Origin of the sequence: Sphingomonas sp. LM7, from assembly GCF_002002925.1 — a bacterium.
In the GTDB taxonomy this organism is placed as follows: domain Bacteria; phylum Pseudomonadota; class Alphaproteobacteria; order Sphingomonadales; family Sphingomonadaceae; genus Sphingomonas.
Window position 1 is genome coordinate 1,378,920 of the sequence record NZ_CP019511.1, and the last position, 19,662, is coordinate 1,398,581.

A 19,662-nucleotide genomic window follows, 5' to 3' on the forward strand; every position below is an offset into this window, starting at 1 on the left:
TCGCCGTATCAAGCGCGGGCCGACGGCTCCGAACAAGCCATCCGACGGATCAGTTATCGAAGATGGTTCTCGACTACCAGAACGGGTTCTTGCGGGCGCGCTGCGGGCCATAGGCCGCCAATGCGGGTACGGTCAGCATGATCTCGGTGCCTCTGCCGCGGCGGGCAGACACGCTCAGCGTGCCCCCGGCGTGCAAAGCGCGTTCGTCCATGCCGATGAGACCGAAATGCCCCTGTTGGCGCTTATGCGCCGCTTCCTCCTGATCGAACCCTCTGCCGTCGTCACGGACCACCACGGTCAATGCATCATGACCATAGGTGACCACGACCTGGACGTGCGCGGCCGCGGCGTGCCGATGTGCATTGCGCAACGCCTCTTCGGCGATGGCCGCGGCCTCCTCCGCTGCCCGGCGGGAAACCGGGCGGGGCGTGCCCTCGACGGTCAGCGCGGTTCGGGTGCCGCCATCCTGTGTCAGGGCCTCGAGAATATGGCGTATCCGCTCCTCCAGCGGCGGACCATTTGCCTCGTTGCGCAGATCGGAAACCTTGTCACGGCTTTCGACCAGCACCGCTTCCGCACGATCGAGCGCCTGATCGACCGAGCTGCGGAGCGGGTCATCGGGCAGCAATCGATTGGCGACGACCTGGAATCGCAGCATCAGGCCCTGAAATCCCTGGAGCAGCGTATCGTGAAGGTCGCGCGCGATCCGTTCGCGCTCGTCGAGCCGCTCCCTCAAAAGCGCGTTGAAGCGATGGCGCAGGTGTCGGATGCGCAGGGAATAGAGCAGCCAGCCGACGGTCAGCGCGGCCACCACGCACAGCAGGAGGAACCAGCGGGACTCCACGAACGTCGGCGGAATGACGATCTCCATGATGAAACCGGTCCGGTTCCAGACATGGTCGTCGTTGCTGGCGATGACTTGGAAGCGATAGGTGCCCGGGCCGAGCCCGGTATAGATCGCCTGCCGGCGCGCGCCCGGATCGATCCAGTCCGCATCGACGCCGGCCAGGCGATACCGGAACGACACGCGTTTCGGCACGCCCAGGCTCGCCGCAGTAAAGTCGATCTGCAGTCCGCGCGTGCCCGCTGCCAGGCGAAGTTGCGGCGCGGGCGCAATGGGCCTGCCGTCCGCCGAGACTGCGCGCACCACCACCTCGGGCGGCAGCGAATTGCGCGTGAGGCGGCGCGGGTCGATCGAATAGATCCCGGTCTGGTTGGCGAACCACAGGCGGCCATCCGCCGCTTCCACCAGATCGGTGAAGCCCTGGATGCTGCTGCGCGCGAGCACGCCGTCGTCCTGATCGAAAATGCGCAGCGGCAACGCACCCGATCCTTCCTTGAGCCGCGCCGACAGTGCGGCACTGGACAATCGCACCAGCCCGGCCTGCGACAACAGCCAGGTCTCGCCCGCAGCATTCTGCACGAGCCCGGATACGTCGCCGAACACGCCCTTCTCACCCGCCGGCATCATGCGGATGCGGCCGTCGCGCAGCATGCCGAGGCCGCTCTCGCCGCCGATCAGCAAACCTTCCGGCCGCTGGAGGATCGTGCCGATGAAGGTAAACGGGTTGGGCTGATAGCCCAGGATCATCCGGAATGCCCGGCCGCCGAACGCCGCGGTGTAGCCATAGCCGACATAGGTGACCACGCCGCTGCCGCCCTGCGCGATCATATAGGGGATCGTGCCCGGCCGGTCGTCGAACGACACAGCCTGCGGGTTGCGATCCTGTGAATCGTATCGGATCAGGCCGGAAGGCGCGATGCCGACCCACAGCCGCCCGTCGCGGTCTTCGAAGCACCGCGAGTCCGCGCCGAATCCTGCCGGCAGGCGCACGCTCCGGGCGCGTTCGCCGCCCACAAGCCGCACCGTATCGCGCATCGTGCGCACCCACACGCCCGCATCCCTTGCGGCACATTCAACGTCCTGCGCGCTGAGCCCCGCCATTGCCAGTGGCATGGCGCTTCCGTCCGGGGCGATGCGGAACAGGCGGCGATCGACGCGAACGAAGACCGTCCTCTGCCCATCGACGAGGAGCTGGTACGGGTTCTCCTCGATGGGAACCAGTGCAAGCAGCCTGGGATCGGTCGCGCTATTGTGGACCACATCGACGGGATGGAAGCGGTCGATCCCACGGTCCGTACCGACCCACCAATTGCCCTCGCGATCCTCGAAGGCGCCCGTCGCATACCCCGCCGCGCCGCCGGGGCTCTCAAACGTGGCGGTCTCACCGACCCCGGCCCGGCCGATGCCGTGCAACGCCACTCGGAAGATCCGGCGCGAGAAGCCGGCGATCCAGGCGTCGCCGTTGCGACCCACCGTGATCACCGCCTCGGACATGGGCGCCGGCAGGGTCGCGCGCGGTATCAATGCGTCGGACATGCCCGCGCCGACGCGTATCCGCGTCTGATCCGCGACGACGATTGCGCCATCCGGAGCTTCGGCAATCGCGCACGCGCCGTTACCGAGTTCCGCGATGACCGTCGGCGAAAACGAACGCGCGTCCAGCCGCAACAGCCGGCTCCGGGTCGCATCGCGAATGCAGACCCAGACCGAGCCGTCGCGGCGGACAAGCGCCCGCTGCGCGCGTCCGAACTGGCTATAGCTGCGCTTGGTCCATCGCCCGGCGGCGTAGCGATACATCGCGCCGCCGCTCACTGCCCATATCGCGCCGTCCGGAGCCTCTGCCAGGCTGTAGACCCAACCCTTCGGCGCGTCCGCGGCGTCAATGGAAAGAATGCGGCCTCCGCGAGCCAGCGCCACGCCGCCGAAACCGTAGCCGATCCACAGATCGCCACCGCGCGTGACGAGCAGCGAGCGTACGCCCGATCCGCCGACCTTCTCCAGCGTAGCAACCCGCTCGAACCTGACGCCGTCGAACCGCCAGAGACCCTGCGACGTCCCGATCCACAGGAACCCGTCGGGCGTCTGCGCAATTGCAGTGGCAGCGCTCGGCGCGCCATCCTCGACGGTGAAGGCAGTGCGCTTATATCCCGGCATCAGCGGCAGGGTCGGCCCGGCGGCGGCGGGCGATGCCCATGCCATCGTCGCCAGCATCGCCAGCTGCAGGATCCATCGCATCGCGCACCAACCCCCGAATGATGGACGTCGCAAGGCGTACACCTCCACCAGCCGCTCAGCCAGCGTGCCGTGCATTGCGGATGCCCTGATCAATGCCGGTCCGGCAGGCGCCCCTCATGCATCGTCCCGATCGCGCGAACGCAGCCTGATATTGCGGCGCCCGAACAACCGGGCATCCAGCGAGAGCGATCCGGGACCGGTCAGGGCAAGCGCAAGCGTCAGCGCCGCGATCAGCAAGGGGCCCAATTGCCATTCGGCGATCAACAGGATCGTCGCCAGCGCCGCCAGCGCCGACCACCGGGTGCACAGGCCGACCAGGATCAGTGCCGATGCCCCGATGAGGAGCGCGTGCACCGCCGGACCGTTGCTTCTGCTGGCGACACACAGGACGAGAACCAGCGCGACGACGCCTCGCAGCAGGAACAGTCCCTGGCCGGCAAAGCCCGCCGGGAAGGACGAAGAGTCGGAGTCCATTCCGATCAATCGCCGCTATGGGGCTCGCATCCGACCCCCGAGCAGGTCACCGCGCGCTCACCCGTTCGAGTGTGGACCGGGCGGGGCCCCGGGCGCATGATGAGCGGTGACCGTGCCCGCGGCGATCGAATCGGATGGGGAACAGGCGATGACCGCGAAGCAGCCGATCCGGATCCTGATCGCCGACGATCACCCGATGCTGCGCGATGGCGTCGCGGCACTGCTCGATACCCAGCCGGACATGCTGCTGGTCGGCGAAGCGAGCGACGGCGCCGACGCGATCCGGCGGTTCGCCGCGCTGCGCCCGGACGTCACGCTGATGGATCTGCAGATGCCCGGAATGGGCGGCGTCGCGGCGATCCGGGCGATACGCGAACAGGCGCCGCGCGCACGCATTTTGGTGCTTACCACCTATGACGGCGACGCGCAGGCGGCGGAGGCGCTTCGGGCGGGCGCGGCCGGCTTCCTTCTCAAGACCACGCTTCGCCGCGAGCTGCTCGACACGATCCGCGCGATCCACGCCGGGCGGCGCTATGTGCCGCCCGAGATCGCGCAGGAGATCGCGCTGCATGCCAGCGACGACGCGCTCAGCCAGCGCGAACAATCGGTCCTGGCGCTGGTCGCCGAAGGGCTCGCAAACAAGGAAATCGCCTGGGAGCTTGGCCTTGCCGAGGACACGATCAAGACGCATCTCAAGAACGTCTTCGCGAAGCTGGGCGTCGCCGATCGCACGCTGGCGGTGACCACTGCGATGCGCCGCGGCATCCTCAACGGCTGAGCGTCACCCGGTCAGGTGACGCATCCCCGCCCCGTGCCGGCGATGCGAAAGCCGGAGGTGCTGCCATTCTCCCCGGATCCCCCAGGAGACCGACCATGCGACGCCTGCGCTCGAAGTCCAGCTTTCCAGTTCTTGCCGCGTGCCTGTTCGCCACCGGCGCGAACGCCCAGCAATCGACGCTCCCGCCCGGGGTCCAGCCGATCTCGCCCAGGGAAGGGCGAACCGTCAGCGATCCCGAGCAATTGCTCCAGCGCACGCCGGGGCATCTCATGCAGGACATGCACGCGGCGTTCGGCGCCCATCAGGCGCGCGCAGTCCACACCAAGGGGACGATCCTGCAAGGCTGGTTCGATCCGGCCCCGGGCGGCGCGACGCTCTCCAGCGCGGCTATATTTCGCTCCCGCATCCCGGTGATCGTCCGCTTCTCCGACTTCACCGGCATCCCCGACATTCCCGATACCGAGAAGAACGCCCAGCCGCGCGGGCTCGCCGTCAAGTTCCTGCTGCCCGACGGCAGCAATTTCGACCTGGTCAACCACAGCTTCAATGGCTTTCCGGTGAGTGCCGGCTGGGAATTCGGCGAGTTGCTTCGCGCGATCGGCGCGAGCGGGCCCGGCGTTGCCAAGCCCACGCCGCTCGATGGCTTTCTGGCCACCCATCCGATCGCCAGGCAGTTCCTGACGACGCAGACGCCACCGCCGGCGAGCTGGGCGACGACACCCTATTTCGGCGTCAACGCCTATCAGTTCACCCGTCCCGCCGGGGCCGCACACTTCGTCCGCTATCGCTTCGTGCCGGAAGCAGGCGAACACTATCTCACCGACGCCGAACTGGCCCGGCGCGGCCCGAATTATCTGGGCGAGGAGATCGCCGGCCGCGTGGCGAAGGCGCCGATCCGCTTCACCTGGTTCGCGCAGATCGCCCAAGCAGGCGACGCGATCGACAATCCCGCCATCGCATGGCCGGAATCGCGCCGGCTGGTGAAGCTCGGCACGATCACCATCGATCGCCTCGGCCCGAACACGCCGCTGGCCGACCGCTCGCTGCTGTTCCTGCCCGGAACCACCACGCCCGGCATCGCCGTGGCCGACCCCATGCTGTCGATCCGCAACGCGGCCTATCCGGTGTCGTTCAAGGAGCGGCCCTGACATCGCCCGAAAGGTAGGATTTCACCTGCTGAGATCGGAGCTCGAGCCCCGGCCTCGCTGTTTGACAGTGTCGATTCCGGCCAGAACGCAAACGCGCGTTGACTGAACCCTTCAGATTTTCCGCGGAGCCCTGCCACCGCTGAAACATGCGCGACAGTGTAACCCTGGTGTGGCCTTCGCATTCGCAGCGCTCGACGCTGCAATGGTCCTCGCCTCGCCCAGCCAGAGCTTCCAATCAAGTCCGGCCCCTAGAACAGGCTCTCCGCCGCAGCTGCGATCGCCTCGTAAATCGTGTCGAGATCGGCATCGTCGATGCAATATGGCGGCATCACATAGACGGTGTTGCCCAGCGGCCGGAGCAGCACATCGCGCGCCCGGAAGAAATCGAGGAGCCGCGGCCCCAGCGCGGAGAGATAAGCGCCCTCTCCGCTCCCGAGCTCGACCGCCGCGATCGTGCCGAGGATACGAGGATTGTGTACGCCCGGGATGGAGGTCAGGGCCTCCAGCCGTGCCGCCTGCCGCAGGCCAAGCGCCGCCACGCGTTCGCGTACGGGCTCCTCGCGCCAGATCGCAATATTGGCGGCTGCGGCCGCACACGCGATTGGATTGGCGGTGTAGCTGGAGGAGTGGAAGAACATCCGCGCGCGGTCGCTGGCATAATGTGCCGCGTAGATGGGCTCGATCGCCATCGTCACCGCTAGGGGCACCGCCCCGCCGGTCAGGCCCTTGGAGAGGCACAGGATATCAGGCACGACGCCTGCCTGCTCGCATGCGAGCAGCGTGCCGGTCCGCCCCCAGCCGGTCATCACCTCGTCGGCGATGAACAGCACGCCGTGATGCGAACAGATGCGACGCATCTCGGCGAGAACCCAGGGCGGGTAGATCAGCATGCCGCCCGCGCCCAGCACCAGCGGCTCGACGATCAGCGCGGCCGGCGCGGTGCGGCAATGCTTCTCGAGCGCGTCCAGCGTCGCCTGCTCGGCGCCGGCGGCAGGAAACGGGATCGTCGCGACGTCGAACAGCAAGGGGGCATAGGCCCGGTTGAACACGCCGCGCGCACCGACCGACATCGCGCCGATCGTGTCGCCGTGATAGCTGTGTTCCATGACCATGATCCGGTCGCGCGGCTCGCCGCGATGGAGCCAGTAGCCGAGCGCCATCTTAAGCGCGACTTCGACGCTGGTGGATCCGGAATCGGAGAAGAACACGCGGGTGAGCGCCGGCGGCATCAACGCGCGCAGCCCTGCGGCGACGGCTTCGGCCGGCGCATGCGTCCAGCCCGCGAAGATGATCTGGTCGAGCTGCTCCGCGCAGGTGCGGATCGCCGCCATGATGGCGGGGTGGCAATGGCCGTGGGTCGTCACCCACCACGACGAGATCGCGTCGACGATCCGGCGCCCGTCAGCCGTATGGAGGACTGCCCCCTCGGCGCGCAGCACCTGCGGCACGGGCTCGCCAAGGCCGTGCTGGGTGAAGGGGTGCCAGATCGGGGAATCGTTCACTTGAACGCCTCGACATCGAAGCCCTGGCGGAACGCGGCCGCCAGCGATGCCGCGTCGAGCGGATCGAGCCATGGCAGGCGTCCCAGCCGCCGCACGCGCCCAAGCCGCGCGATGGTCTGCTCGCTGTCGGGCATTTCGGGGCCGACAAAGGCAATGCCGAGGATCGGTACGCCGCGCGCGCGCAATGCCTCCAGCGAGAGGAGGCTATGGTTGATCGTGCCCAGCGCAGTCCGGGCGACGAGCACGGTTTGCGCCCCCCATCTGGCGAGCAGGTCGGCATAGAGCAGGTCGCCGTCGACGGGCACCAGGACGCCCCCCGCCCCTTCGACGACAAGCGGCCCGGCGACAGGCGGAAGCGCCAGCCGCTCCACGTCGATCCTGATGCCATCTAGCGCCGCGGCACGGTGCGGCGAACAGGGTGTGGTCAGGCGATAGGCCTCGGGGAGGACGCGGCGAACACCGAGCGCCTGCACGCTGGCGCTGTCGCCTCCCGCCTCCAGCCCCGCCTGAATCGGCTTCCAATAGCTCGCGCCGGTGACGGCGGCGAGGCCCGCCGCGAACACGGTCTTGCCGACATCCGTATCGGTGCCGGTGACGACGATGATGCGGTCGCGGGTCATCGAACCGCCCGGATCGCCGCGGCGAGCGCGTCGATATCGTCCGGGCCGGCGTGAAGCGTCAGCGAGATGCGCAACCGCGCGGTGCCGGGCGGAACGGTAGGCGGACGAATGCCGCGAATGTCGAATCCCCGTTCCTGCAACGCGGCCGCCATCGCCATCGCCGGCACGTCCTCGCCCACGATCAGCGGCAGGATCTGGCTGCCGGTCGGCTCGACGCCGCAGGCCGCCAACCTCTGCTCCGCATGCGCTATGAGTGACCAGAGCGCCGTGCGCCGCTCCGGTTCGTCGGCAAGGCAACGAAGCCCCTCGCGCACCGCGGCGGCCATCAGCGGCGATGGGGCGGTGGAGAAGATGAACGGGCGCGCACGATTGACCATGAAATCGGCAAGCGTGCGCGGCAGGCAAAGCAATGCGCCTTCGCATCCCAGTGCCTTGCCACAGGTATGGAGCGTGACGAGGTTGTCCGCGCCGTGGAGATCGCTCGCCAGTCCCGTGCCACCGCTGCCGAATATGCCGGTCGCGTGCGCCTCATCGATGAGCAGGAAGGCGTCGTGCCGCGCCGCGATCGCAGCAAGATCGCCAAGCGGCGCACGGTCGCCTTCCATCGAATACAGGCTTTCTACTGCGATCCACGGGCGTCCGGTTCCACCGCGCCCGCGCCAGGCCCGGATGACATCCTCGAAAGCGCCGGCGTCGTTATGGGCGACGGCGGCGGTTTCGGCCCGGCCCAGCCGCATGCCGTCATGGGCGCTGGCATGGATTAGTGCATCATGGACCACGATATCGCCGCGCTGCGGAAGCGCCGCGAAGGTCGCGACATTGGCCGCATAGCCGCTCGAGAAGAACAAGGCGGCCTCGGCTCCGAACAACGCCGCCGCTTCGGCTTCGAGCAGGTGATGCTCCGGATCGTTACCGCGCAGGAGCCGCGACCCGCCCGAACCTACCGTCACGCCGCGCGCGATGGCGGCCCGGACTGCAATCCCGAGACGCGGCGACACGCCGAGCGCGAGATAGTCGTTCGAGGCGAAATCGATCCCGGCGCGCGGCTTCAGCGTTCGCAGGCGTCCGTTCGCCTTCAGCCGTTCGAGATCGTCGTGATGCGCACCGAGCAGGGACATGGCGCCGGGTCTGTAGCGATTATCCCGATCATGGCCAGCGCCACGAATGTCGGCCTAGGCGGCGATCGCCTCCGCCGTCCGCAGCTCCCCGGCGCGGCGCATGTCCCGTGCGCACCGCTCGGCATCGTCGATCGCCTTGAAGATTTCTGCGCGATTTTCGTAATGCTCGGCGTTGCCGGGTTCCAGCGCGATCACGCAGTCCATGTCGGCCAGCGCAAGGCCGTAGGAGGCTTCGTTGAACCGCAGCACCGCACGATTGACCCGGGCGCTCACCGCGCCTTCGTCCGCGGCGATCACGCGGTCGAGATCGGCAAGCGCCTCCTCGTCGCGGTCGAGCACGCCGAGCACCTCGGCGCGCAGCAGATACGCCTCGGGCTGGTCGGGATTGAGCTCGAAGCTGTACGCGAAGCTCGCCAGCGCCTCGTCCCATTGCTCGAGCTGGCTGTGGCAGACCGCCTTGTTGAAATAGACTTCCGGATAAGGCGCGCTGTAGCGGATCGCCTGGTCATAGGTCGTCAGCGCCTCGTCATATCGCCCCAGGCCCTGGAGCAGATTGGCGCTTTCGTTGTAATATTCCGAGTAATAAGGGTCCATCGCGATCGACTTGGCGTAATGGTCCAGCGCCGCCTGCGGCTGGTCCAGCGCCACATAGACCTGCGCCGCGTTATATTGGAGCACCGAGCGGTGCAGCCGGTGCCGCGCGTCGCCCAGCGCCGCGGTGAGGCGCTCGAAGCCCGACTGGCACAGCGCCAGCGCCTCCGCCTTGCGGTTCTGCCGCACGCGCAGGAACGCCAGGCCGTTGTCGATGAACACCTTGAGGAAGTGGAAGTCGTCCGGCTCGATATCGCCTTCGGCCGCGTCGATATAATCGACGGCTGCGAGGATATGCTTCTCCGCCAGCGGCAGATTGGGCACCACAGCGTAGCGCAGGTGGATCATCGAAAGCAGGTAGCTCATCTTCGCGCGCAGCTCGGGCCGCGTAAGATATGGCTCGGCCAGCGTCTCGACGACGCGCAGCGCCTCGTCCTGCCGGCCGATCATCACCAGACCCTGGAAGATGTTGCCGATATAGTTCCAGCGCGTGTTCTCGTCCGGTGCCAGCGCCGCGACATGCGGCAGCACGGTGTCGGCGAAGCTGCCGGATTCATGATAATAGCCGTAATGATTGTACAGGCAGAGCGCCTTGAGCGCGATCTCCGCCGCGGCCAGCGCGTTTCCCGTCTCGCGATAATGCGCCAGCAGGGCCGAATAATGCTCCTCCGCCGCTTCCAGGCCCGATGCCGAGATCAGCCGCTCCAGCGCGTCCGCTTGCCCGCCGTCCAGCCGAGGCGCGTCCGCGGGCTGGTCGTTGGCGGTCGTCTCGATGCGGATATCGCCGCGTGCCGCCGCGCGCCGCGCCAGCTCGGTGAAGAAATGGCCGGCGAGATGCTGCGCTTCGTCGAGCCGAGAAACGCGGATCGTCCACGGCGCGGGGCCGGCGTCGGTGGCGCGCCATTCCAGCACCAGCCCGACCAGCCCATGGACGATGCGATAGGCGCGATCGAGCGGGAAGTTGCGCGTCTTCTCGACGCCGACCGAAGAGTCGGTCAACGACGCATAAGCGAGCGGGATTTCGGGACGCCGCTTGGGCAGCACCATGTGCAATTCGTAATTGTGCCGGTCGAGGATGTCGCGCCGGCCCCTGGCGAGCAGGTCGGCATAGGCCGCTTCGATGATGTCCGCCACGCCCGCCCAGGCGCCGCAGCGCGCGAAGCAGGCATCGACTTCGAGGACACGGCCCGCTGCGTCCGGGCGGGCATCGCCCGTCGCAGGGGAGGCTGGAGAGATAAAGGCATCGATCATTGCGGCTGCTCCCTCATGCGCGCCGCGCGGCCCACCGGCCCCGCAGCCACATATACACTCCGCCGACGAAGATGATCGCCGACAACAAGACAAAGATGCCGAGGTCGTACATCGTGTAGGTCGATGCGGCCGGATCGCGATACGCCTCGTAGCTTTTGGCCGCATACCGGGCCAGGGTCGGCAGGAAGACCAGCAGCAGCAACGAGAGCGCGGCGATCCGTCCCACGATCCACAGCACCGAAAACACGCGGAGGACGCGGACGCTGCGATAGGCGGGCGCTTCCGCGCTAGTTCCCAGCCGGCCGCCACTGACCCGATACAGGCAATCGCGCAGATAGACGCGCGCGTCGGCATCGAGGTTGGGATAGCTCAGGTAATTGCTGAGCACGTAATAGACGTCGGTCTTGAGGAAGAGATTGAACTGCCAGACGATCGTCACGACGACTTGCAGCACCAGCGCCTGCAGGAGGAATATGGCGAAGCCGGTCTCGCCCTCGCGCCGCAGGGCGGCGATGGCGAGCGTCACCAGCGCGATCACCAGGAGATCGACCATCATCCCGGCCATCAGCGGCAGATAGCGTTGCCGCTTGGGCAGCGCCCAGATACCCGACAGATCGGCCTCGGCGACGATGTTCCACAAGCGATTGCCGATCCCCAGCCGCGAGCTCACCCCGTGCCGTGCAGCGGCCAGCATGTGGCCAAGCTCGTGCAGCGCGACTGCCAGCGACGACAGGACCAGCAGGAGCACCAGCGTCAGCGCAAGGTCGCGTTCGATGAAAAAGGCATGGCGATCGATCCGCAGGGCAGGATCGAACAAGGCGAGATACCCCGCATAGCCGACCACGGCGAGATAGCCGACGAGCACCGGCGCGGAGAACACGGCGCGGGCGATCCCGGGGTCTGCGCGGAACAGGATCCTCTTGTCCTCGTCCCGCCCGGCAAGCCGTTCCTGGTGCAGATGCGCCTCGTTGACGGGATAGACGAAGCCGATTTCGCGCAGCATCGCGACGAAGTCATCAACGTCCACCATCTCGCCGCCCTCCGCGGCGAGCATGGCCTTGATCTCGCCGGGCGTCTTTCCCGCCTGCAGCAGCGTCACCACGGTACGCCCAGCGGCCGGCACTTGATAGAATTCATCCATTTCCGCGCTGCCGATGAGGAAGTCTTCTCCCTCCGGCTGGATCGACAGCGGAACCACGAAATACTGCGCGTCGTCCATGGCCGTTTCCATGCCATTCGCCAGCGCGTCAGGGCCCGCGCGGCTCACTTCGCCACCGGCCGGATGCCGGTGTACTGCGCCGACACCAGCTTCCAGCTGCCGCCCTCGCGCCGCGCCACGAAGCTCGCACGCAGCGCCATCACGCGAGGCGACTGGCCCGGCACCTGCACCGTATAGGCGAGCCGGGCGATCACGATCGCCGTGTCGCCGAACATCCGCACCACCGGCTCTACGATCTCGACCGCAGGCGCATTCGACTTCTTGTCGGGTGCGTAGAAGCCGAGCATCTTTTCGCGGCTGTCCACTTCGCCGACGGGTGAAATCTCGAGATAGTCAGGCGCAGTCAGTGCCGTCAGGCGAGGCACGTCAAAGCTCTGTTGGGCGCGTACGAAATCGCCGACCAGGCGGACGAGCGCCTCTTGCGCAGCGGGATCTTGCCGGGCGTGCGTGGCTGGCGGCCCGATCGGCGCAGCCTCCGCCGCAGCGACAGCCGCCGCTACCGGCATTGCCGCTCCCGCGACGAGCAGCGTCGCGGCAATCGATGCTAGTTTCCCATACCCCATCCGCTTTTCTCCCCCGCGCGCCGGGCCGATCGAGCGCGCCTTTGCCGCTGCACCGTCACAACCGACGATGGAAAAGGACGGACCGGCCGCGGGGCCGGTCCATCCCTCTCGACTGATTAGAACCAGAACGGGAAAGGCCAGCATTCCCAAATCGGGTAGAGTGCCACCGAAGTGGTCTTGAGCTTCTGGGCCTTAAGGACAGAGATCTTCTTCATCGAAAAATACTCCCTCATGCAACTGCCCGCAACAAGTTGCGCTATCAATACATGGATATTGCATTGACAGCAGAACCACGCCCGCTGCTTCGAGAATCATTACCAATGCGTTCTCTGCGTGCTCTACATCCATGATTGGCCACTATATCGGATGAGTCAACTTGCAAACCGGCAGAAATATTTTAGGCTCATTTTGAGATCATCTGTTGCTTGCCTGATAACGAGAGAACTTACTTAAGGTTTTAATCCAAAATGGCGAAGAGAGCGCAGTAAAATGTCTGGATTGGCGCTTTCAACTTGGAACGCAGCCGTAACCTTCGCTTGCATATTCTGCGCGACCGGCGCGCCACCCCGCTGCAACACAGTTGCAACCAAAAACCCGCCTGGTCGCGCGCAACCGTAACGAACCTGCCGCGAGCGCTTCACATCCGGTGTCCAGCAGCCCCGCTCCACCTCGGGGAATAAAAATGACAAATCGTATCTCGTTCGCGGCTTTGCTCGCCACCGCTTCGCTCATCGCCATGCCTGCGTTCGCCCAGAGCGCGATCGAAGACGGCGCCGCCGCCCGCGACGACAATGACATCGTCGTCACTGCGCAGAAGATCGAGCAGCGCGCCGTCGATGTGCCGATCACCATCTCGGCGCTCACCGGCGAGCGCATGGCCGAACTCGGCGTCAGCGATCTCGACGAGCTGTCGAACTACATCCCCGGGCTGAATATCCAGGAGCAGAGCGCCAACAATCCCGGCATCGTGATCCGCGGCATCACCTCGGACTCGGGCTCGGCGCAGCAGGGACCGCGCGTCACCCTCTATTACAACGGCGTCGACATCGCGCGCTCGCGCGGCTCGTACCAGGCAGTCTACGACCTCGAGCGCGTCGAAGTGATCAAGGGCCCGCAGGCGACGCTTTTCGGCACCGCATCTGCAGTCGGTGCGATCAGCATGACCTCGGCGCGCCCGCGCGAAGGCTATTCGGCGGCGCTGACCGGCGGCTACGGCAACTACAACACCACGCTATTGTCGGGCTATGTCAACGCCGGCACCGACGTGATCGCCGGTCGCCTCGCCTTCGAATGGAAGACGCGCGATGGATTCGTCGAGAATCTGTCGCCCAACCAGCACAAGGATCTCTACGCGCAGGACCAGCTCGGCATCCGCGCCTCGGTTCGCTACACGCCGATCGACGCGCTGACCGTCGACCTGATCGGCACCTATGACCGCCAGCGCAATGGCGGCACGCCGTTCATCTCGCGCGCGCTGCCGACTCAGGCAGGCCCGGGCAACCCGTTCGGCAAGGCTAATCTGGGCGGCTCGCCCTATTCGCAGCAAGTGCTCGGCAAGGACCAGCTCGGGCTCTACCGCGACGTTTACGACATCAACCTGACTGCGTCGTGGGAGTTCGCACCCGACTTCACCTTCACTACGGTCAACGGCTATCGCAACTTCGACAGCCTCGAGATTTTCGACGCCGACGGTTCGGCGGCCTGGTATCTCGAATTCGGCGAATATTCGAAGGGCTGGCAGGCGAGCCACGAGGGCCGCTTCGCCTATGCCAGCGATACGCTGCGCGCTTCCGCGGGCTGGAACTTCTTCGTCGAAGACAATTTCCAGAACGTGCCCTTCTCGTCCGAAGAAGGCACTTTCCTCCAGTGCGCCGCCCGCGTGATCCCGGGCCTGCCGTGCATCGACGCCAATGGCGTGGTCCGCGCGGCGCAGGCGACCTCGATTCTTACCGGCGGCGCAGCGACTGCGATCCCCTATTCTTCGGAATTCGAGAATCAGGGCCGCAACGCCAGCTATTCGGTGTTCGCCGACGCGACCTGGATCCCTACCCCTGCGCTCGAGCTGACCGCCGGCGTCCGGCTGCTGCTCGAGGATCGCAAGTCGGGCTATTTCGCCCGCGTGCCGCGCCCGGTGCTCAACCCGACCGCGACATCGCTGATCCCCGGCCAGATCGACACCGGCGGCCAGACCTTCGAAGCAGAAGAAAATTACTCGGCAGTGCTGCCGCGCTTCAACATCCTCTATCGCCTGAGCGATGCGGTGAACGTATTCGCCACCGTCTCGAAGGGCCGCCGCTCGCCGGTGGTCCAGCTCAACGCCCGCTTGGCCAGCGGCGCCCCGGTCGCCAACCTCCAGCTCGTGCCCGAGGAAGTCGTGTGGAACTACGAAGCCGGCCTGAAGGGCAGCGTCGGCCCAGTATCGGGTTCGCTCGGCGTTTATTACCAGAAATATGACGGCTTCCAGGTGAGCGTGGTCCAGCCCAACGGCACCTCGCTCGCCCAGAGCGCCGGTGCGGCAAGCAACCTCGGCGTCGAGGCAGAGCTGAGCGTGCGCCCGACCAAGTGGCTCAACGTCTTCGGCAATATCGGCTATATCGACGGCGGCATCGACAAGAACAACAGCTTCGCCCCGGCCTTTTCGGGTGCGCGTTTCCGCCTCCAGCCTGAATGGCAGGCGGCCGCCGGCTTCACCTTCGATGCGCCGCTGGGCGGCGGCACCCGCGTCTTCGCAACGCCGAGCGTCACCTATCGCAGCCGCATCTTCTTCGAAGTGCCCAACAACATGGCGATCTCGCAGGGGCCGGTGACGCTGGTCAACGCGCGCGCCGGCGTGAGCTTCATGGAGGAGCAGTTCGAAGTGGCCGCCTATGTCCGCAACGCCACCAACGAGCGCTATCTGCTCGACGCAGGCAATACCGGCGGCGGCTTCGGCATCCCGACCTTCATCCCCGCCGAACCGCGCTTCTACGGCGTGCAGTTCACCGCACGTTTCTGAAGGGTATCGGAAGATGACGATCAATCGACGCAGCGCGCTCGCGCTGCTCGGCAGCGGCGCAGCACTCGGGGTTCCGGGTGCTGCGCAGGCAGCAGCGGTGGACGGCCGCTTCGCGCACGGCGTGGCCAGCGGCGATCCCGCCGCGGACGGCGCCGTGATCTGGACGCGCGTCACCGCGGATGCCGGGTCCGGCGACGTGCCGGTCACCTGGCACATCGCGACGGCTCAGGACGGCAAGCCGGTCGCCACCGGCAAGGCGACGGCGCGTGCCGCCGCCGATCACACGGTAAAGGTGGAAGTCACGCGGCTGAAACCCGGGCGCGATTATTGGTACTGGTTCGTCACCGCCGGCCAGCGTTCGCCCAGCGGCCGCTTCCGCACATTGCCGGTCGGATCGGTCGATACGGTCGTCTTCGCCGTCGCATCGTGCCAGCTGTATCCGGGCGGGCTGTTCAACGCCTATGCCGACATGGCAGCACTGCCACGTCTCGACGCAGTGCTCCACCTTGGTGATTACATCTACGAATATGGCGCCGAGGGATATGGCGCCGATGTCGGCCGCGCGCTGGGGCGCCTGCCCGATCCGCCGCACGAGATCGTCACGCTCGACGATTATCGCCGCCGTCACGCCCAGGTAAAGGCCGATGCCGATATGCAGGCCGCGCACGCCCGCGCCGCGTTCATCTGCGTGTGGGACGATCACGAGGTCGCCAACGACGGCTGGATCGGCGGCGCCGAGAACCACGATCCCGCCAAGGAAGGCGACTGGAAAACGCGCAAGGCCGCGGCGATGCAGGCCTATTTCGAATGGATGCCGATCCGCGATCCCAAGCGCGGCCGGCCTTGGGAAGCGATCAACCGCAGCTTCGAATTCGGCAACCTGGCGACGCTCGCCATGGTCGAGACGCGGCTGCTCGCGCGTTCGCAGCAGGCCGAAGTGAAAGGCGGCACGCCGGGACCCGGCGAATATGCCGCGGTGATGGCCGAGCGCGACCGTCCCGAGCGCGAGATGCTCGGCGCCGAGCAGCAGCGCTGGCTCGAAGGCGTGCTCGCCGCCTCGACGCGCGCGAACAAGCCATGGCAGCTGCTCGGCAACCAGGTGGTGATGGCACGCGTCGCCGGCCCGGACCTGTCCGGCTTCGCGGCGCGCATCGACAAGCTTCCGCCGGTCTATCGCGACCGGCTTCAGGCCGCTGTCGCCGGCTACAAGGCCGGCCTGCCGTTCAACTTCGACGCTTGGGACGGCTATCCCCCGGCGCGCGAGAGGCTCTACGCCGCCTTCCGTCGGGCGGGCTCCAAGCCGATCGTGCTGGCGGGCGACAGCCATGCCGGCTGGGCGAACGACCTGTACGACGATGCCGGTACGCTGGTGGCTTCGGAGTTCGGCGCCACGGCGATCACCAGCCCGTCCTATGGGTCGCTACTGCCCGGCCTCGGCACCGCGCTAGCCGAGGCGAACCGCGAAGTCGTTTTCTGCGATCAGGACAGCAAGGGCTATACGCTGGTGACGCTGACACCAGCAGCGGCAACGGCGGAGTTCGTCACCGTATCGACGATCCTGAAAAAGCCCTTCACCCGCAAGGTCGCCGCCACCTATCGCGCCGCGCCGGGCGAAAAGCGCGTTCCGCTCGAGCGCGTCTGATACTCGATCCCAAGCATCAGCGCGGCGGCAATCCCGACCGCGCTGATGCCGCTTCGGCGCAAGGAGAACGGCGCTGTTGCAGACGCAACAGGGCGTCACGCAATCTGTTGGGTTAACACCAGCCGCCCGGGTCCCACTTTTCCCGGAAGAAAGCACGATTTCATACATTTCATATACTTACGCCTTGTGGCACGTCGCTTGCTCAACCCTCCCCCGACCACGGCGCGCTCTCGCGCCAACAATCGGGGGATTTTACCTTGCTCAGCCTGTCCAGTCGCGCTGCCCTGTCTCTCCTGTCAGCGTCGAGTGCGCTGGCGCTCACGCTGGCCTGCGCGACCCCCGCGGGCGCAGCGCCTCGCGAAGAGGGCGTCACGGCGGACACCGCGGAGACCAGCGATCCGGAACCCGAGAACGAAACTGCGCGCGGGACCAACGACATCGTCGTCACCGCGCAGCGCCGCGAGCAGCGCCTTCAGGAAGTGCCGACTACGGTAACCGCGCTCAGCTCCGAGCTGTTCAGCGAAGGCGGCATCGGCCGCTCGGCGAACGAAGTGCTCAACCTCGTGCCCAACGCATCGGCAGGCACCCAGCAGCACGGCCGCCCACGCTGGTGGATCCGCGGAGTCGGCGCCGGCCAGCAGCAACTCGATCTCGCCAATCCGGTCGGTTTCTATCTCGACGACGTCTACATCAGCAACGCCAGCGCCACCGGCCTGCCGCTGTTCGATATCGAGCGCGTCGAAGTGCTCCGCGGGCCGCAGGGCACTTTATGGGGCAAGAACACCACCGGCGGCGCGATCAACGTGATCTCGAAGCGCCCGTCGCTTACCGACGGCGCCGACCAGAATTACGTGAAGCTCGAATATGGCAGCTTCGATAACAAGATCGCCGAGGCCGGCGTGGGCGCTGCGATCGTGCCGGGCGTGCTGGCCACCCGTATCTCGGCGCGCATCGATGACCGCGAGGGCCGCTTCACCAATTTGTTCACCGGCGAGAAGTCCAACGCGATCCGTGACAGCGTCGTGCGAGGGCAGCTGTCGCTTGCCCCTTCGCCGGGGTTCGAGGCGCTATTGAGCCTCCATTACCGCGACTATCAGACCGACGGCACTTATTGGACCACCGCGAGCTATGCACCGAGCGGGCTGTTCCGCAACGGCTACACGCCCTCGACCGACAAGGATGAAATCAGCACCAATGCCGGCGAATTCACCCGCGCCTCGCAATTCGGCGGATCGCTGCATCTCGACTGGGACGTCGGCGCGCTCTCGCTGACCGCCATCACCGGCTATGAGCGGTTCAAGACGCGCGGCGCCGGCGACGGCGACTACACCCCGCTCGAAATCTCACGCAGCTACACCCAGGCGCGCAGCCAGCAATGGACTCAGGAGCTTCGACTTGCCTCCCCGCAGGCGGACCGGCTCAACTGGATCCTCGGCGCCTATTATTTCAACGAGAAGATCGTCTCGAACGCCTATTCGGCGACGCTGCCGGCGGGGTCGGTGCTCGCGCAGCCGGGCAGCACTGCGCCCGCGGCGTACAGCCTGGCCCGCTACGACCACAAGGCGAAGAGCGGCGCGGCGTTCGGCAGCGCAACCTTCGACTTCACCGACGCGGCGAAGCTGACGGTCGGCGCGCGCTGGACCCGCGAGACCAAGACGCTCGATTTCGATCGCAGCGCCTCGCCGGGCGCCGCCGCGACTGCGTGGAGCAACTACGCCCATTGGTGGGACAGCTATACCGGCAGCTTTGGCGGGATCGGGACCTTCTCCGGAGATCTGCGGAGAACCTGGGACGCCTTCACCTACGACGTGACGCCGTCCTGGACCGTCGCTCCCGACAATTTGGTCTACTTCAAATACTCGCACGGCGTTAAGTCCGGCGGTTTCAACACTGCCGCGACACTGCCCGTCGCGCTGGTTGCGGTGGAGCCGGAGGAACTCGATGCGTTCGAGCTAGGCTATAAGTCACAATGGTTCGATCGGCGCCTCACCTTCAACGCCACCTTGTTCCACTATGACTACCACAATGTCCAAATCAACGTAGTCGGCCCCAACCCCGGCGCCGTCGGAGGTGCGACCGTTTCCTATCTCCAGAATGCGGAAAAGGCGCACGTCAACGGCGCCGAACTGGAGCTGGAAGCGACGCCGGTCGACGGGCTGCGGCTGACCGGCGCGGTCGGCATCCTCGACACCAAATATGACGAGCTGCAAGTGGTGAACGGCGGCGCCGATCTGTCGGGCGCGCGCTTCGTCCGCGCGCCCAAGCTGACACTCAACGGCAGCGCGACTTACACCATCCCGCTCGCCAGCAGCGGCAGCATCGATCTCACCGCCGACGCACGTTACACCTCGCGCCAATTCTATTACATCACGCCGCAGGACACGGTGAACCGCTATCTGCTGACCCAGAAGGGCTATACGATCGCCAATGCGCGGATCAGCTACACCGCGCCGAACGAACGCTTCACGCTCTCGGCCTTCGTCAACAATCTGCTCGATACCGAGTATCTCAACCATTCGCTGCCCGCGGCCAACGCTGCCCAGGCGATCACCGGCGACACCGTCGCCTGGGCCGATCCGCGGACGTACGGCGTGTCGTTCATCACGCGGTTCTAAAGCAGCGCGGGAGGGTTCGCCCTCCCGCGCCCGCAGACATAGAAAGGGCGCCGGTGGAATGCCGCCG

13 protein-coding genes are annotated in these 19,662 nt (G+C 66.5%); 5 read left to right on the top strand and 8 right to left on the bottom strand.

Annotated features, from left to right (window positions below; genetic code table 11):
* Positions 1 to 73: 73 nt before the first annotated feature.
* Together BXU08_RS06395 and BXU08_RS06400 are read right to left on the bottom strand one after the other, a co-directional pair.
* Positions 74 to 3,079, bottom strand: a complete 3,006-nt coding sequence (locus tag BXU08_RS06395) for a sensor histidine kinase (RefSeq protein ID WP_171982440.1) — start codon at positions 3,077 to 3,079, stop codon at positions 74 to 76.
* 114 nt (positions 3,080 to 3,193) lie between these two features.
* Positions 3,194 to 3,553 (bottom strand): hypothetical protein, encoded by a 360-nt coding sequence (locus BXU08_RS06400; RefSeq protein WP_077509302.1) that lies wholly within the window; start codon positions 3,551 to 3,553, stop codon positions 3,194 to 3,196.
* 148 nt (positions 3,554 to 3,701) lie between these two features.
* Between BXU08_RS06400 and BXU08_RS06405 the strand changes: the two genes are divergently transcribed.
* On the top strand, positions 3,702 to 4,331 hold the full coding sequence (locus BXU08_RS06405) for a response regulator transcription factor (RefSeq protein WP_077512077.1): 630 nt from the start codon (positions 3,702 to 3,704) through the stop codon (positions 4,329 to 4,331).
* Positions 4,332 to 4,426: 95 nt separating this feature from the next.
* Entirely contained in the window at positions 4,427 to 5,479 is a 1,053-nt protein-coding gene (locus tag BXU08_RS06410) for a catalase family peroxidase (protein WP_253190526.1), read from the top strand.
* 248 nt (positions 5,480 to 5,727) lie between these two features.
* Here the strand turns inward: BXU08_RS06410 and BXU08_RS06415 are convergent, their stop codons facing one another.
* Genes BXU08_RS06415 through BXU08_RS06440 form a run of 6 tightly spaced genes read right to left on the bottom strand, consistent with a single transcriptional unit; the run spans position 5,728 to position 12,343 of the window.
* Positions 5,728 to 6,981, bottom strand: a complete 1,254-nt coding sequence (locus tag BXU08_RS06415; protein ID WP_150125445.1) for an adenosylmethionine--8-amino-7-oxononanoate transaminase — start codon at positions 6,979 to 6,981, stop codon at positions 5,728 to 5,730.
* Positions 6,978 to 7,601 carry a dethiobiotin synthase gene (bioD, locus tag BXU08_RS06420; protein WP_077509304.1) on the bottom strand — a complete coding sequence of 208 codons (624 nt, stop codon included), beginning with the start codon at positions 7,599 to 7,601 and terminating at the stop codon, positions 6,978 to 6,980. Before bioD ends, BXU08_RS06415 begins: the two co-directional genes overlap by 4 nt.
* Positions 7,598 to 8,719: an 8-amino-7-oxononanoate synthase gene (locus BXU08_RS06425; RefSeq protein ID WP_077509305.1), complete on the bottom strand. Its 1,122-nt coding sequence runs from the start codon at positions 8,717 to 8,719 to the stop codon at positions 7,598 to 7,600. Before BXU08_RS06425 ends, bioD begins: the two co-directional genes overlap by 4 nt.
* 54 nt (positions 8,720 to 8,773) lie before the next feature.
* Positions 8,774 to 10,561, bottom strand: a complete 1,788-nt coding sequence (locus BXU08_RS06430; RefSeq protein ID WP_077509306.1) for a tetratricopeptide repeat protein — start codon at positions 10,559 to 10,561, stop codon at positions 8,774 to 8,776.
* 13 nt (positions 10,562 to 10,574) lie between these two features.
* Positions 10,575 to 11,780 (bottom strand): hypothetical protein, encoded by a 1,206-nt coding sequence (locus tag BXU08_RS06435; protein ID WP_150125446.1) that lies wholly within the window; start codon positions 11,778 to 11,780, stop codon positions 10,575 to 10,577.
* 44 nt (positions 11,781 to 11,824) lie between these two features.
* Positions 11,825 to 12,343: a nuclear transport factor 2 family protein gene (locus tag BXU08_RS06440; RefSeq protein WP_171982441.1), complete on the bottom strand. Its 519-nt coding sequence runs from the start codon at positions 12,341 to 12,343 to the stop codon at positions 11,825 to 11,827.
* Between the two features lie 682 nt (positions 12,344 to 13,025).
* Here BXU08_RS06440 and BXU08_RS06445 point away from each other — a divergent pair.
* The 3 genes from BXU08_RS06445 to BXU08_RS06455 all read left to right on the top strand — a co-directional run bounded on the left by BXU08_RS06445 (position 13,026) and on the right by BXU08_RS06455 (position 19,595).
* A complete protein-coding gene (locus BXU08_RS06445; protein WP_077509309.1) occupies positions 13,026 to 15,338 on the top strand; it encodes a TonB-dependent receptor in 2,313 nt (770 codons plus the stop codon).
* Between the two features lie 13 nt (positions 15,339 to 15,351).
* Complete coding sequence (locus tag BXU08_RS06450) at positions 15,352 to 16,980, top strand: alkaline phosphatase (protein ID WP_077509310.1); 1,629 nt, start codon at positions 15,352 to 15,354, stop codon at positions 16,978 to 16,980.
* A gap of 257 nt (positions 16,981 to 17,237) precedes the next feature.
* A complete protein-coding gene (locus BXU08_RS06455) occupies positions 17,238 to 19,595 on the top strand; it encodes a TonB-dependent receptor (protein WP_253190527.1) in 2,358 nt (785 codons plus the stop codon).
* Positions 19,596 to 19,662 lie beyond the last annotated feature (67 nt).

Bases quoted from the DNA above. Each gene is read 5' to 3' on its own strand.
- BXU08_RS06430 (WP_077509306.1), bottom strand. From the start codon at position 10,561: ATGATCGATGCCTTTATCTCTCCAGCCTCCCCTGCGACGGGCGATGCC.
- BXU08_RS06395 (WP_171982440.1), bottom strand. From the start codon at position 3,079: ATGCGATGGATCCTGCAGCTGGCGATGCTGGCGACGATGGCATGGGCA.
- BXU08_RS06410 (WP_253190526.1), top strand. From the start codon at position 4,427: ATGCGACGCCTGCGCTCGAAGTCCAGCTTTCCAGTTCTTGCCGCGTGC.
- bioD (WP_077509304.1), bottom strand. From the start codon at position 7,601: ATGACCCGCGACCGCATCATCGTCGTCACCGGCACCGATACGGATGTC.
- BXU08_RS06445 (WP_077509309.1), top strand. From the start codon at position 13,026: ATGACAAATCGTATCTCGTTCGCGGCTTTGCTCGCCACCGCTTCGCTC.
- BXU08_RS06405 (WP_077512077.1), top strand. From the start codon at position 3,702: ATGACCGCGAAGCAGCCGATCCGGATCCTGATCGCCGACGATCACCCG.
- BXU08_RS06435 (WP_150125446.1), bottom strand. From the start codon at position 11,780: ATGGACGACGCGCAGTATTTCGTGGTTCCGCTGTCGATCCAGCCGGAG.
- BXU08_RS06440 (WP_171982441.1), bottom strand. From the start codon at position 12,343: ATGGGGTATGGGAAACTAGCATCGATTGCCGCGACGCTGCTCGTCGCG.
- BXU08_RS06425 (WP_077509305.1), bottom strand. From the start codon at position 8,719: ATGTCCCTGCTCGGTGCGCATCACGACGATCTCGAACGGCTGAAGGCG.
- BXU08_RS06450 (WP_077509310.1), top strand. From the start codon at position 15,352: ATGACGATCAATCGACGCAGCGCGCTCGCGCTGCTCGGCAGCGGCGCA.
- BXU08_RS06400 (WP_077509302.1), bottom strand. From the start codon at position 3,553: ATGGACTCCGACTCTTCGTCCTTCCCGGCGGGCTTTGCCGGCCAGGGA.